Annotated in this window: 12 protein-coding genes; 8 read left to right on the forward strand and 4 right to left on the reverse strand. The window is 61.0% G+C overall.

The genetic code is table 11. From position 1 onward, the window contains the following. Positions 1–6: 6 nt before the first annotated feature. On the reverse strand, positions 7–1,002 hold the full coding sequence (locus MJP36_RS15760; RefSeq protein WP_244383407.1) for an aldo/keto reductase: 996 nt from the start codon (positions 1,000–1,002) through the stop codon (positions 7–9). Between the two features lie 117 nt (positions 1,003–1,119). Between MJP36_RS15760 and MJP36_RS15765 the strand changes: the two genes are divergently transcribed. Then, entirely contained in the window at positions 1,120–2,031 is a 912-nt protein-coding gene (locus MJP36_RS15765) for a LysR family transcriptional regulator (RefSeq protein WP_090370825.1), read from the forward strand. Here MJP36_RS15765 and MJP36_RS15770 read toward each other — a convergent pair. Further along, a complete protein-coding gene (locus MJP36_RS15770; RefSeq protein WP_244383408.1) occupies positions 2,028–2,933 on the reverse strand; it encodes an AraC family transcriptional regulator in 906 nt (301 codons plus the stop codon). The two genes, MJP36_RS15765 and MJP36_RS15770, sit on opposite strands and share 4 nt — an antisense overlap. A 102-nt stretch (positions 2,934–3,035) precedes the next feature. Here MJP36_RS15770 and MJP36_RS15775 point away from each other — a divergent pair, with 102 nt between their 5' ends. Genes MJP36_RS15775 through MJP36_RS15795 form a run of 5 tightly spaced genes read left to right on the forward strand, consistent with a single transcriptional unit; the run spans position 3,036 to position 7,442 of the window. Beyond that, complete coding sequence (locus tag MJP36_RS15775; protein WP_244383409.1) at positions 3,036–3,596, forward strand: carboxymuconolactone decarboxylase family protein; 561 nt, start codon at positions 3,036–3,038, stop codon at positions 3,594–3,596. A 40-nt stretch (positions 3,597–3,636) separates the two neighbouring features. Beyond that, positions 3,637–4,698, forward strand: a complete 1,062-nt coding sequence (locus tag MJP36_RS15780; protein WP_090370831.1) for an acyl-CoA dehydrogenase family protein — start codon at positions 3,637–3,639, stop codon at positions 4,696–4,698. Beyond that, positions 4,695–5,498: an ABC transporter ATP-binding protein gene (locus MJP36_RS15785; protein WP_244383410.1), complete on the forward strand. Its 804-nt coding sequence runs from the start codon at positions 4,695–4,697 to the stop codon at positions 5,496–5,498. The genes MJP36_RS15780 and MJP36_RS15785 overlap by 4 nt, the downstream gene beginning before the upstream one ends. Beyond that, a complete protein-coding gene (locus tag MJP36_RS15790; protein WP_060752728.1) occupies positions 5,485–6,684 on the forward strand; it encodes an ABC transporter substrate-binding protein in 1,200 nt (399 codons plus the stop codon). The genes MJP36_RS15785 and MJP36_RS15790 overlap by 14 nt, the downstream gene beginning before the upstream one ends. 35 nt (positions 6,685–6,719) lie before the next feature. Then, positions 6,720–7,442, forward strand: a complete 723-nt coding sequence (locus MJP36_RS15795) for an ABC transporter permease (protein ID WP_244385632.1) — start codon at positions 6,720–6,722, stop codon at positions 7,440–7,442. A 147-nt stretch (positions 7,443–7,589) separates the two neighbouring features. Here the strand turns inward: MJP36_RS15795 and MJP36_RS15800 are convergent, their stop codons facing one another. Continuing rightward, positions 7,590–10,631 (reverse strand): membrane-targeted effector domain-containing toxin, encoded by a 3,042-nt coding sequence (locus tag MJP36_RS15800; protein WP_244383411.1) that lies wholly within the window; start codon positions 10,629–10,631, stop codon positions 7,590–7,592. A gap of 374 nt (positions 10,632–11,005) precedes the next feature. On the opposite strand from MJP36_RS15800, the gene MJP36_RS15805 reads away from it, so the two are divergent. After that, the gene (locus tag MJP36_RS15805) at positions 11,006–11,200 is read left to right on the forward strand and encodes a hypothetical protein (RefSeq protein WP_161547902.1); all 195 of its coding nucleotides are present in this window, start codon (positions 11,006–11,008) and stop codon (positions 11,198–11,200) included. A gap of 14 nt (positions 11,201–11,214) precedes the next feature. Here the strand turns inward: MJP36_RS15805 and MJP36_RS15810 are convergent, their stop codons facing one another. Then, positions 11,215–11,595 (reverse strand): fe2+ zn2+ uptake regulation protein, encoded by a 381-nt coding sequence (locus tag MJP36_RS15810; protein WP_161547903.1) that lies wholly within the window; start codon positions 11,593–11,595, stop codon positions 11,215–11,217. Positions 11,596–11,829: 234 nt separating this feature from the next. Between MJP36_RS15810 and pvdQ the strand changes: the two genes are divergently transcribed. Next, complete coding sequence (pvdQ, locus tag MJP36_RS15815) at positions 11,830–14,109, forward strand: bifunctional acylase PvdQ (protein WP_244383412.1); 2,280 nt, start codon at positions 11,830–11,832, stop codon at positions 14,107–14,109. Positions 14,110–14,265: the final 156 nt, after the last annotated feature.

A 14,265-nucleotide genomic window follows, 5' to 3' on the forward strand; every position in this document is an offset into this window, starting at 1 on the left:
TGCGGGTCAGATATCCAGCATGGCCATGACTTCTTCCGGGTAGCGCAAACCTGCGGTTGCATCGGCCGGGAAAATCGCATTCAACGCGGCCCGCTCAGCCTCGTTCAGTACGATCGAAACCGCCGCGACGTTCTCCTCCAGGTACTTGCGTTGCTTGGTGCCCGGAATCGGCACGATGAAATCACCCTGCGCCAGCACCCACGCCAATGCCAGTTGCCCGGCGGTCACACCTTTGTCCGCCGCCAGGGTTTGCACCTGTTTGACCAGCCGCAGGTTTTTCGCAAAGTTCTCGCCTTGGAAACGTGGGTTGAAGCGACGGTAGTCATCGGCGGCGAAGTCGTCCGGGCTTTTCAGTGCGCCGGTGAGGAAACCGCGCCCGAGCGGGCTGTAAGGTACAAAGCCGATGCCCAGCCGCTGGCAGGCGGCGAGGCAGCCGTTATCTTCCTGGTCTCGGCTCCACAGCGAATATTCGCTTTGCAGGGCCGTGATGGGGTGCACCTTATGAGCGCGCTCCAGGGTGGCGGCGCTGGCTTCGCTCAGGCCCAGGTAACGGACTTTGCCCTGTTTGACCAACTCGGCCATGGCGCCGACGGTTTCTTCGATGGCCACGTCCGGGTCGATTCGGTGCTGGTAGTACAGGTCCAGGGTTTCAATGCCCAGCCGCTTCAGCGTGCCATCGATGGAGTTGCGGATGTAGTCAGGGCGGCCATTCACGCCGCGCAGTGCCGGGTTGGCCGGGTCGCGCACGATGCCGAACTTGCTGGCCAGAAATACCTGGTCGCGCTTGCCGGCGATGGCGTTGCCGATCAGTTGTTCATTGGTATGCGGGCCGTACATGTCGGCGGTATCGAGGAAGTTGACCCCCAGTTCCAGGGCGCGGTGCAGGGTGGCGATGGCTTCCCGGGTGTCAGTGCCGGTCGTGTAGAAATCGGTCATGCCCATGCAGCCGAGGCCGATGGCGCTGACTGTGGGGCCGTTTTTGCCGAGTTGACGAGTGTGCATGGGTTCAGCTCCTGTGTGGGGAAGGTCGCCATTGTTATCCTCGACAAAACTTAGATAAACCGGCTAAAAGCACTATCAGTATTCGTAAAATCTAAATAATCCAGGAGCAACCGTCCCTTGGACCGTTTTAATGCAATGCGCGTGTTTACCCGGATTGTCGAACTGGGCGGGTTTGCCAAGGCGGCTGACAGCCTGCAACTGCCACGGGCATCGGTGACCATCCTGATCAAGCAGTTGGAAGCCCACTTGGGGGTGCAACTGTTGCAGCGCACCACGCGCCAGGTCAGCCCGACGTTGGACGGCGCCGCGTATTACCAACGCTGTGTGCAATTGCTGGCGGACCTGGAGGAAACCGAGGCGGTGTTTTCCACGCGCCGCCAGAACCCGCGCGGGACCTTGAGCATCGATATGCCGTCAGGTATCGGGCGTTTTATCGTGATCCCGGCGTTGCCGAGCTTTACCGCCCGTTACCCGCAGATCGACCTGGAGATCGGCCTCAACGACCGCCCGGTGGACCTGATCCGCGAAGGCGTGGATTGCGTGCTGCGCGGCGGCCCGGCCCTGGATGAATCGTTGGTGGCGCGGCCTTTGGTGATGCTCGATCAAATGACCTTGGCCAGCCCGGATTACCTGGCGCGCATGGGCGTCCCGCAGTGCATCGACGACCTGGCCGGGCATCGGATGGTCGAGTACATCTCCAGCGCCAGCGGCAAACGGTTTGGCCTGGAGTTCCAGATCGGCGATGCACTGCGTCCGATCAACCTGGCCAAGACCGTTGCGGTCAACAGCGCTGACGGTTATTTCGCCGCCTGCGAGGCGGGTTACGGCTTGATCCAGGCGCCGCACTATCATGCAATGGCGCGCCTGGCGCAGGGCACATTGGTGGAAGTGTTGCCCCAGTTGGCGGTGCCGCCGATGGCCTTGACGGCGCTGTACCCACCGCACCGCCAGTTGTCGCTGCGGGTGCGGGTGTTTGTCGATTGGCTGGTGGAACTGTGCGCTCGACCGGGCAATGGCTTGCGGCGCTAGGCTTGTGCCCGGCGATAGGCGCCCGGTTGCTGCCCGGTGACTTTATGGAAGGCCCGGGTAAAGGCGGCGACCGATTGGTAACCCACCGCCAGCGACACGTCGGCCACGGTCTGGTCCTGCTTGAACAACTGGCAGGCATGGCGCATGCGCATCATCAGCAGCACTTGCCCGGGCGACTGCCCGCACAATTCGTTGAAACGCTTGAAGAACGCCGAGCGCGACAACCCGGTGCAGGCCGCCATGCTTTCCAGGGTCCAGGGATCGGCCGGGCGGGCGATCAACTGTTCCAGCAACTGCGCAAACGCCGGTTGCCGACCCAGCGCGGCCAGGCCGCCGAGATCGGTGTTGTCGATGACTTGCTGGCGCAACACATACAGGAACAACAAATGGCAAAGACGCTCAAGTAAGGTGGGAGAGGGCGCGGGGATACGCTGGCACTCTTGCAGGATCAGTTCGAACAGATTGCGTGCGGCGGTCAGTGACGGGTCACCGGCGCGCAGAATGATCCAGGCGGGCAGGGTATCGACAATCATGGCCGACAAGCCGGACTGGAAATGAAAGAAACCGCAGACCAGCCCCACGCCGTCATTGGCCGTGCTGTCCAGGGGCAGCATCGGGCGCCGTGGACATTCCCGGGCGCCGGCGGCCGTGGCTTCACCCGAGAGCCGATAGGCCAGGTCACGCAAGAGAAACACGGCGTCGCCATTATTCAAGCGCTGGGGCACGGGATCGTCTTCGATATGCAGCCAGCATTCACCCTGCACAATCAGATGGAAACTGGCGTTGGCCAGGCCATGCGTACTGGCATGCCAGTCGCCGCAATAGCGGCCGACATGGAACAGGCTGGTATCGAGTTCGAGGCTGTCTAATAACCAATCGACAAGGGCACTGGACGAATTCATCTAAAGGAAAGACTCAAGAGCAAGTAATCGCTACTTTAGCCTATTGAGTCGATTTTTTATAACCAACAGACTGGTTACACGAACCCATCAGGAGACCACTCCATGTCCCGTGTACCCTTGTTGACCCCGGAAACCGCGCCGGAAGCCGCCAAGCCTTTTCTCGAAAATGCACAGAAAGCTTCGGGGTTCATCCCTAATCTGCTTGCTGTATTGGCCAACGCACCGGCGGCCCTGGAAACCTACGTCACGGTGTCCGGCCTTAACGCCAAGGCGGAACTGAGCCTGGCCGACCGTGAAGTGGTGCAATTGATTGCGGCCACCACCCACGGTTGCGATTTTTGCGTCGCCGGCCATACCGCCGTGGCGCGCAACAAAGCCAAGTTGCCTGAAGAAGTGATCGACGCGCTGCGCCAGCGCGGTGAGCTGCCCAACGCCCGCTATGAGACACTCGCCGCATTTACCCGTGAAGTGATCGCCACCCGTGGCGATGTCAGCGACGCCGGTTTTGAGGCATTTCTCGCCGCCGGTTATACGCAGGGTCAGGCGTTGGAGGTTATTTTGGGCGTCAGCCTGGCAACCCTGTGCAACTTCGCTAACGTGTTTGCGCGTACCCCGCTGAACCCTGAGTTGGCGCAATACCGTTGGGAACAACCGGCCAGCTGAATCGGCGATGGTCCACCTGCTGTAAAAAGGAGATACATAAATGCTTGACCCAATCTTGAGCCGTTGGCTCGATGTTCAAGCGCAGGCCCTGGATGTGGGCAGTTGCGATCCGCAGGAAGTGTTGCCACGCCTGGCACAAGCCGACGTATTACGTATCGGCGTGCCGAAGCACCTCGGCGGCCTGGGCGGTGATGTGGCCGGTGCGGTGGAAGCGATTGCCAATGTCGCCAGCCACTCCCTGGCGGCGGCGTTTGTCTGCTGGGGCCAGCGCTCCTTTATCGAATATTTGCTGCAAAGTCCGAATGAACGGCTGCGTGACCAACTGATGCCGGACTTGCTCAGCGGCAAGCTGGCCGGGGCCACGGGGCTGTCGAATGCGATGAAGTTTTTGTCCGGGATAGAGGCGTTGCAGATCAGCGCCGAACCGACCGCCGACGGCTGGACTCTCAACGGTCGCCTGCATTGGGTGACCAACCTACGCAAGAACGGTTTTGTCGCGGCGGCGGCGATCGAGGACGCTCAGGGTGGAGCGCCGTTTATCCTGGCGATCCCGGATTCCGTGGCGGGTTTGCAGCGCTCCCGCGACCTGGACCTGCTGGGCCTGCAATCGAGCAATACGGCCGCCCTGGGCCTGGAAGGCGTCGCGCTGAGTCGTGACTGGTTGTTGCATGAGGATGCGCGCAAGTTCCTGCCGGCAGTACGCCCGGCGTTCCTGGGACTGCAATGTGGCATGTCGATCGGCCTGGCGCGTCGTTCCCTGGCAGAGGTGGCCAACCATTTGGGTGCCAGCCGCACCGTGTTGCGCGATGAGTTGGAAGCGCTGCGGGTAACCCTGGATCATCTGGTCACCGAGCTCAAGAATGGCTTGCTCGCCGGACGTTTCGCCGCAGAGCCGGTGCCGCTGTTCAAGCTGCGCATCGCCCTGGCCGAAACCGCCGGCAGTGCCGTGCAACTTGAGTTGCAGGCGAGCGGCGGCAAGGCTTACCTCACCGCCCACGGCAGCGGCTTCGCCCGGCGCTGGCGAGAGTCGGCCTTTGTGCCGATCGTGACTCCAAGCCTGGTGCAACTGCGCACCGAGCTTCAGCGCCAGGCCAGCCTGTGAGCCGGGCGGTTCTGAGCGCCCAGGGCATTTGCCTGGGGTACACCGCCGGCCCGGTGCTGCAAGGCTTTGACTTGCATTTGCAAGCCGGTGAAGTGGTGTCGATCCTGGGTCCCAGCGGCGTCGGCAAGTCGAGCCTGCTGCGGGTGCTCGCCGGTTTGCAGGCGCCCCAGGGCGGTACTGTCACCGTGCTGGGCGAACCGTTGAACGGCCCGCACCCGCGCGTGGCGGTCGCCTTTCAAGACCCCAGCTTGTTGCCCTGGCTGAACCTGGAAAAGAATGTCGCCTTTGGCCTGGATTTCGACCGCCAACCGCGCTTGAGCCACGAACAGCGCCGTCAGCGGGTCGACCATGCGATCGCCGCCGTCGGCCTGCAACACGCGCGCCAGCAGTTTCCGGCACAGCTGTCCGGCGGTATGGCCCAACGTACGGCGCTGGCCCGCTGCCTGGCGCGGCAACCGCAGGTGCTACTGCTGGATGAGCCATTCGGCGCCCTGGACGAAGTGACCCGCGCCGATATGCAGCACCTTTTGCTCAAGGTCAACCGCGAGCAAGGCTCGGCGGCGGTATTGATCACCCACGATATTGACGAAGCGCTGCTGTTGTCCGACCGCATCCTGCTACTGGGCAACCGCCCGGCGCGCACGTTGGGCGAATGGCACATCGACCTGCCGCAACCTCGGGAAGAGCAGGTGGAGGCCATCGGTGCGCTGCGTATCGACATTCTGAAAACCTTACGGCAGGCGAGCCGCCCTCAACCCAACCCCCTTGATCAACAGGAGCTTAACCATGTGTCTGGATGACCTGACCCACTCGCGCCGTGACTTTCTCAAACTTTCGGCGGTGCTCAGTGCCGCCGGTGCCTTGCCCCTGCTGAGCAGCCTGCAAGCGCGCGCCGCCAGCGAGCCGGACGCGCCGGTACGCATCGGCTACCTGCCGATCACCGATGCGACGCCACTGTTGGTCGCGCATAACAACGGCCTGTTCGAAGCCGAAGGCATCAAGGCCGAGCGCCCGGTGCTGTTGCGCAGTTGGGCCCAGGTGATCGAGGCGTTCATTTCCGGGCAGGTCAACGTGATTCATCTGTTGTCGCCGATGACCGTCTGGGCGCGTTACGGCAGCCAAGTGCCTGCCAAGGTGGTGGCGTGGAACCACGTCGGCGGCTCCGGGTTGACCGTGGCCCCCGGGATTACCGATGTGAAGCAATTGGGCGGCAAGTCGGTGGCGATTCCCTTCTGGTATTCGATCCATAACGTGGTGGTGCAGCAGTTGTTCCGCGACAACGGCCTGACCCCTGTGGCTCGCGCCGCGGGCACTGCCATCGCGGCCAACGAGGTCAACCTGATCGTGCTGCCCCCTTCAGACATGCCGCCGGCCCTGGCCAGCAAGCGCATCGACGGCTACATCGTTGCCGAACCGTTCAATGCCCTGGCCGAAAACCTCAAGGTGGGCCGCGTGCAGCGTTTTACCGGCGATGTGTGGCGCAATCACGCGTGCTGCGTGGTGTTCATGCACGAGCATGACCTGGCCAACCGTCCCGAGTGGTCGCAGAAGGTGGTGAACGCTATCGTCAAGGCCCAGGTGTGGACCCGTGACAATCGCGAAGCAGCGGTGAAATTGCTCTCCAAGGACGGCCCGAACCGCTATACGCCCCATGCCGAGCCGGTGTTGAGTAAAGTCCTGGCACCGCTGGCCGGCGACCGCGCCGCCTACCTGGCCGACGGTGCAATCCGGCATGCCGACTGGGACGAACACCGTATCGACTTTCAACCTTACCCGTTTCCCAGCTACACCGAAGAACTGGTGCGCCGCCTGAAGGACACCCTGATCGAGGGCGACAAGAAATTCCTCGCCGACCTCGACCCGGCGTTTGTCGCCAAGGACCTGGTGGATGACCGCTTCGTGCGTAACGCCATCGAGGCGGTCGGCGGCATGCAGACGTTCGGTTTGCCGGACGGGTTTGAACGGCACGAGGAGATCGGCGTTTGAACAACCGCGTAATCCCGGGGTGGCTGCTCGGGTTGATGGGCTTGGCAGGTTTGCTGGGGCTGTGGTGGCTGGGGGTCAAGGTGTTTGGTGAGGCTGATGGTTTGTCGGCGCGCTTCTCGCTGGTGGCCACTGCCGGCAGCTTGTGGGAACTGCTGGGGCGTGGAGACCTGTACCTGCACGTTGCGGTAAGCCTCAAGCGTATTTTCGTCGGCTTGTTCCTGGCGTTGTTGGCAGGGGTGCCGCTGGGGTTGCTGGTGGGCAGTTCGCGTAATCTGGAGGCCGCGACGACGCCTGCGTTTCAGTTTCTGCGGATGATTTCACCGCTGTCCTGGATGCCTATCGTGGTGATGCTGATGGGCGTCGGCGACCAGCCGATCTACTTCTTGCTGGCCTTTGCCGCCGTGTGGCCGATCATGCTCAATACCGCTGCCGGCGTGCGCCAGTTGGACCCGCGCTGGCTACAGTTGAGCAAGAGCTTGAGCGCCACGCGCTGGGAGACGTTGCGCCGGGTGATCATTCCCGGTGTGGTAGGGCATGTGCTGACCGGCGTGCGCCTGGCCATCGGGATCTTGTGGATCGTGCTGGTGCCGTGCGAAATGCTCGGGGTCAGTGCCGGGTTGGGCTACTACATTCTCGACACCCGCGATCGGTTGGCGTATTCGGAGTTGATGGCCATGGTGGTGCTGATCGGGCTGCTGGGCTTTGCGCTGGATGCGTTGGCGCGCTGGCTGCATCAGCGGTGGGTGCATGCGCGTTGATAAGGTTCATTGGGTATCTTGACCCGTGGCGAGGGAGCTTGCTCCCGCTGGGCTGCGAAGCGGCCCCCCGCTTTTGGTTTGAAAAGACTGGGCCTGCTACGCAGTCCAACGGGAGCAAGCTCCCTCGCCACGAGGTGTTGGCTAGGTTTAGGGCGTCATGTAAATCTGGAAGTCGCCCGGCACATCCCCTGGTTTCAAGGGCTTCATGGGGTCGGGCAGTTGACGGGTGTCTTTGAGGCCGATGGACTTCGCAATGCCCGGGTTGTCGAATACGCCGATACCGATGGCGCCTGTCAGCTCGGCCAGGCCCGGAACGCCCTCGGCGGTGTTCATGTGAGAGGCTCCCACCAGGGCAATCCATTTTTCGGTGCCCGAGTTGGCCTGAATGACCTCCGAGGCGTGGTAGTTGAACTCCTGAAGCCGTTGTACAGAGCCGGAACCTGTTGTTGTGGCGCCATAGAGCGCCTTTACGTCCTTGTGCCGCGTCAAATAATAGTGGTCCAGAGGCAAGACCTCGATGCCCTTGCTTTCAAATAGTTTTTTAAGCTCCTCGAATGTCGGGCTGGTGCGCGGCATCTGTTTGCCGAGCATGCCGATGCCGTCGTCCACCAGGCCGTAGGGAGGCAAATCGATCAGGCCTTCGAAATACACCTTTTTAACTTTTTGGCTGACAAGCGTATCAATCTGCTGTGCCAGCAGTTTGAAACTGGCCATCTGATCATGCTTCTCCCCAAACACGATCCCATCCGCAGCTTGCAAGGAACGGGCAATCAGCTCGGGTATTTCGACCTCTCCCGCGACGGATGGCAGCGTCGGGCGCGGTACCGGGTTGAGCGCCATCTCGTCATAAAATTCGAACATGTCATCCACGAATTTTTTGAAGGTTTCATCTTTTCCATCACCTCGAATGAAATGGCCGACCTCCAGTTTGCCTTTCGTGGCTTCCGAGTAGCTGCCTTCGGGCAACGCCTTGCGGGTAATTTTGGGTCGTTGACGCAGACCACTGTGATGGTAGGGGTGAACGCGGTGTGTGCCTGGGGTGTGGGTGTTGGGGCTGGGCGCCAATGTCTGCAGGGCCGAGAAGTCCTCAAGGGGGGAGCCGTAGGGCTGCATCCTGTCTGCATCGAAGGCATACCATTTACCGTTGAGCAACACGGCACTGCCTTCGACGGTGTGCTCGCCCAATTTAAAGGTCCCGTTGGCGGCTGACTCAAAGTGTTTGCCGGCTTCCAGCAAATCCACGCGGGTGGCGGTGCCGCGCAGTTTTTTAATGCCCTGCGCGGCAGTGCTCAGCCCGCAAGTCAGTAGTTTTCCAGCCCCCACCCAGAGATCGCCGGTGCCGCTCAGAGGGTTGAGTTCACCCAGGGTGGCGGTGCCGAAGATTTTTCCGACCTTGAGCACTTTGCTGACGGCGGAGCCGGTACTTTTCAAAGCTTTGAGTACCTTGCCGCCAGCCCCGAGGCCGGCCGTGACAAGCGCAAAAATATCCAGCGTCAAGTCGAAGGCGCCTGCACCGTAGTGACCGGCGCGGAAGTTGACGATGGCTGACCTGAGCGGCACAAGGTCCAGCAGAAAATCGGCGACGGCTGCTTGCTGCCCTCGCTCTACGTCATAGGAGGTAAGCCCCCGCGCCTGTTGCTCGAGGCCGAGGGCCGCGACGTAAACCTCGGCGATGTGCTGGCTGCGTTCGCTGGAGAAGCTTTTGGGGACACCGGGGCTAATCCTGACGTCCTGTAGCGTTTGCGCATTTTTGCCTTGCGGCTGCACCCGTTCGGCCTGGAACAGGGTGCTGCCGTTTCGGCTACTTTTGAGGTCGTTGAGGTTGGGCCGCTTTGTCAGCAAGCCCTTTTCCGGGTCCAGCGCATAAAGATGGGTTTCTTTATTGCGCGTGACTTTTAGCAGCAGGCGGTTTTTTTGCTCGATCAGTTCAGGGGCATCGAGAAAGCCCGTGCCGATTTTGTAAGTCCCTTCCTTGTAAAACTCGAGCTTTCCTTGTTCAAGATTTTCCCGATCCTCCAGCGGCAGGTTGGCGATCAGGTATTTGACGAGTGTCTGGTGGAGTTGCTTTTGCGCGTCCAGCGCGAAGTTGAATGCCTGCAGGATGTTTGCGTCTGCGCTCCGGCTGAACGTATTGAAGCGCTTGAGCGGCACGGCTTTATCAAAGGTTTGCCATTCTTCGCCAAGGGGCAGTGTGTGTCCCTCCATGATGATGTCGAGCATTGAGCGTGCACCCGGGTTGAACTCGCGGTGCTTGATCGACAGTACTCGTTTCTCAAAGACGTCATCCGCCACATCCGGGAAATGCGCCTTTAGCGCGGCCAGGGCCATGGCCTTGCGACTGGGCAGTGCGTCACCCAGTCGGCTGGAGGCAATATGCAGGGCGTCCTGTTGAGCGTTGAAGGCAGTTTGCGCACCGGCTATTTCTTCGCTGTCGTAGTGATCGTCATAGCGCTTGGGAAGGTGACCATTGCACACCGCCCAATCGATCAGCGCGTTAAGCAGGGTCGTGTCGGCGGGTGGAATCTGCGAGGCGTCGGCATCGATCATGACCTGGGCATAGGTTTTGTGGCGGACCGAGCCGGGGGCTTGGGCTTCCTGTGTGGCCACATTGATGCAGAAGTTGGCCCATGCCTGGCTGCCACGGACCACCTGAGGGGGAATGTCCTTGACCAGAAATTCGGGCGCCCGGGTTGCCAATAGCAGGCGGGCCGCCAACTGGCCCCGGCCTTTTGCGGTCCTGCCTTGCTGTTCCAGGTGGTGGGCCAGTTCATTGATCACTTCTGCGGCGGATTTGCCCCAATGGCGCTCGCTTGCAAGGTCGAAATTGGCCACTCTGTTGCGATGGGGCGTGTTGATCGATTCGGGGTCGAGACCAATATGGATCGCCGCCAGCACATAGTCCGCCACACTGGTATCGGTCTCGATGCCGTCAAGTCGGGTCCGTATGGCGTTGCCCAATATCCGCGCCTGGGGCGTCTTGAGCAGAGTTTCGAAAGCCTTGTCCAGGTCGGTTAGTGCCTCAGTGGACAACGGCTGTAGGTTCATCAGGTAATCCAGCGCTCCGGCGCGCCCCAGCCGAGTGAAGCCGGGCAGGTTGGGCGTATTGTCGGTGACCAGGGTTTCAATGGCGCGTTGCTGTTCGATACTCGGTGGAACGGCCCAGGACAAGGCACCGCCGAGATTGCCCAAGGGCGGCAAGGTCGAGCGGCTATCGATCGGAAGACGCTCCGTTGGAAAAGACGTCTGGCCTGTAATGGATTGCGGCAATGCAGGTGGGGAGAACGGCGAAGGGCTTATGAGCATTGGCGTTAACACCTGTGTTCGTACCGGAAAGATGCACCTTCCCTAGGTCGATCCCTAGTGTCAGGCACTCTTCTGAGGTGTTGAAAACAGGTGTTTGGGTTCCAGCGCCAGGCGGTTGAGAGTGTAAGAGCCGATCTCACGGAGCCAAACGTTTACATCGCCTGTAACATAGGCGCTGGCCGACTCACCGATCCATCCCCGTTAACGGATAGATCGCGGCGTTACAAAGTGGACATACTCTCTAGGTTCAGGAACCCGTCATGACCCAAAAGCAACGTTTGAAATATTCCATTCTGATTTCCCTGATCGTACTGGCGACCATGCTTGGCCTGTCTCACCTGCAGAACACTGGGGTTATCAGCGAGAAAACCTTCCAGTACATCGCCATTGCCGTGGCAGTGATCGTGGTGGTCATCAACGGCATCATGCGGCGTAAGGTCAAGCCTGGCTTCTGATCTCGCGGCGGGATTCAAGCGCGGCCGTCGAGCACTTTGGCAGCCTCTTCATGCAGGCTGTAGCTTTTGTCGGCATTGAGGGTGAGCACGCCCTCGCTGCACAGGCGCTTGAGCACCTCGCGCACGCTGAGAAACGACAGCGGAATGCCCAGCTCGAGCAAATGGCTGTGCACGCCACGTACTCCGAGGGTGCGCTGGTTGTCTGCGGCAGTGAGCAGGGCGTCGATGACTTTCAGCCGGATCAGGCTGGTGCGCAGCCCGAAGCATTTGAGCAAATGGCGAATGCGCTGGTTGCCTTGCTGTTCAGTGGCTTTGCCAAGCGCTTGGGGGCCGGCGCTGAAATGGGCATCGGCAGCCGGTGAGTGTCCGTCCGTGGGCAGTTGCGAGTTGTACATGCAAAAAACTCCTTATCAGAGCCTGATCAGGAAAAATGATGGCGCTCTTAGCCAATAAGACGAACGAGCGACGTAAATCATGAAGCGGCAGATGTAGAAATTTTGTCGGTATCACGTTTGTCACAGGTCAAACGCTGCAAATCACCCATGCCGTGGCTAAATTGTTCCCGGCGGGATGCGTCCTTAGGGTGGGGAGGTTTCCCGCGTGTTGTTCAATTTGACTGTGGAGCTTGCGTGATTATTTCCAACGGGTGGGTGAGGGTGTGCCTGGCAGGGGCATTGCTGGGGTCGAGTCTTGCCGCATCGGCACGCGAGCCGGTGGCGCAGGCATCCGCAGAAATCCGCCGCACCACATACGGCGTGCCGCACATCCGCGCCCAAGACGAGCGCGGCCTGGGCTACGGCATCGGCTATGCCTATGCCCAGGACAACCTGTGTCTGTTGGCCAACGAAGTGGTCACCGTGAACGGCGAGCGCGCCAGGTTCTTTGGCCCGGAGCAGGCGACGCTGGAAGAGCGTAACAACCTTGCCAGCGATATCTTTTTCACCTGGCTCAACACCCCTGATGCGGTTGGCGCTTTCTGGAAGGCGCAGAGCCCGCAGATGCGCCAGCGCATGGAAGGTTATGTCGCGGGCTACAACCGCTATCTGAAAGAGCAGGGCGCACCCGCTCAGTGCCAGGCTGACTGGGTTCGTCCGCTGGTGGTGGAGGATCTGGTCAAGCTGACACGCCGGCTGCTGGTGGAAGGCGGCGTCGGCCAGTTCGCCGAAGCCCTGGTCGGCGCCGCGCCGCCTCAAGCCACGGCGCGTGTGCAACCTGGCACAAAAACCTTTGAGCTGGCCGCGGCCCATCAACAGCGCTTCAACCTTGAACGGGGCAGCAATGCGGTGGCGGTTGGCCGCGACCGTTCGTTCAATGGCCGTGGGATGCTATTGGCCAACCCGCATTTCCCTTGGGTGGGTGGCATGCGCTTTTATGAGATGCACCTGACCATTCCAGGCCAACTGGATGTGATGGGGGCGGCGCTGCCAGGCTTGCCGGTGATCAATATCGGCTTCAACCAGCATGTGGCGTGGACGCATACGGTCGACACCTCCAAGCATTTCACCCTGTATCGCCTGACGCTCGACCCCAAGGACTCCACGCGTTACCTGCTCGACGGCAAATCCATCCCCTTGGATAAAACCACGCTGACGGTGCAAGTCAAGCAACCCGGCGGTGGCCTCAAGGCGCAGACGCATACGGTCTATAGCTCGCAGTTCGGCCCCGTGGTGCAATGGCCCGGCAAGCTGGACTGGGACAGCCGCTACGCGTTCAGCTTGCGCGACGCCAACCTGGGCAATGACCGCGTGTTGCAGCAGTGGTACGCGATGAACCGCGCCGCCAGCCTCCAGGAACTGCAGACCTCGGTGCATAGCCTGCAAGGTATTCCGTGGGTCAACACCCTGGCCGCCGACGACCAGGGCCAGAGCCTGTACATGAACCTGTCGGTGGTGCCCAACGTCAGCGCCGCCAAACTCACACAGTGCAGCGACCCACGGGCCGGCCTGCAAATGATCCTGCTCGATGGCGCCCATAGCGCCTGCGCCTGGGACATCGACCCGCGCGCGGCCCAGCCCGGCATCTTCCCCGCCGACCAATTGCCGCAATTGCAACGCAGTGACTACGTGCAGCATTCCAATGACTCGGCGTGGCTGGTCAATCCCAAGTCGCCATTGACCGGGTTCTCACCGGTGATCAGCCAGGACAACATCGGCCTCGGCCCGCGTGCGCGTTTCGCTGTGCAGCGCCTGCAATCCCTGGAAAAACAGCCGATCAGCGTGAATGACCTGCAAAATATGGTCATGGACAACGAGGTGTACCTCGCCAGCCAAGTGATGCCCGACCTGCTCGAATTCTGCGCCAAACACCTCGGCGCCGACGCCACGGCCTTGCAGCCACTGTGCGCCAGCCTGAAAAACTGGGACCAGCACGCCAGCCTCGACAGCGGCCTGGGCCTGGTGCACTTCATCAACTTGGTGGACCACCTGCAGCAAATTCCCGATGCCTGGCGCGTGGCCTTCGACCCAGCCCAGCCGCTGACCACGCCGCGTGGCCTGGCCATCGACCGAGCCCCCGTGGCCAAGGTCTTGCGCGAAGCCATGCTCGCGTCGGCGGCAGCCGTGAGCAAACTTGGCCTGAGCCGCTGGGGCGACATCCAAGTCAGCGGCCAAATCCCGATGCACGGCGGCCCGCAACACCTGGGCATCTATAACGCCATGCAAACCGTGCCCCGCGCCGACGGCAAACGCGAAGTCATCAGCGGCACCAGCTACCTGCAAATCGTCACCTTCGACGACAAAGGCCCCCAAGCCCTCGGCCTGCTGGCGTTCTCCGAATCCAGCAACCCCACCTCGCCACATGCCAAGGACCAGACCCAAGCCTTCTCCGATAAAAAACTGCGCCCACTGCCATTCACCGACGCCCAGATCAAGGCCGACCCGCAGTACCAGGAGCAACGCATCCAGGAGTAAGACAGCCCCGCAACCCCTTGATGCCAATACGAAATATTTTTGAAATCAAGGGGTTGCAGGCAAAAGCAAATGAGTACATAATGGCGCCCATCGAACGCAACGAGGCATTAAAAACCTCAATGTATTCAATGAGTTAGAGTAGAGGCAGGGTTTTAT

It is taken from the genome of Pseudomonas palleroniana (genome assembly GCF_022836895.1).
Classification (GTDB): domain Bacteria; phylum Pseudomonadota; class Gammaproteobacteria; order Pseudomonadales; family Pseudomonadaceae; genus Aquipseudomonas; species Aquipseudomonas palleroniana.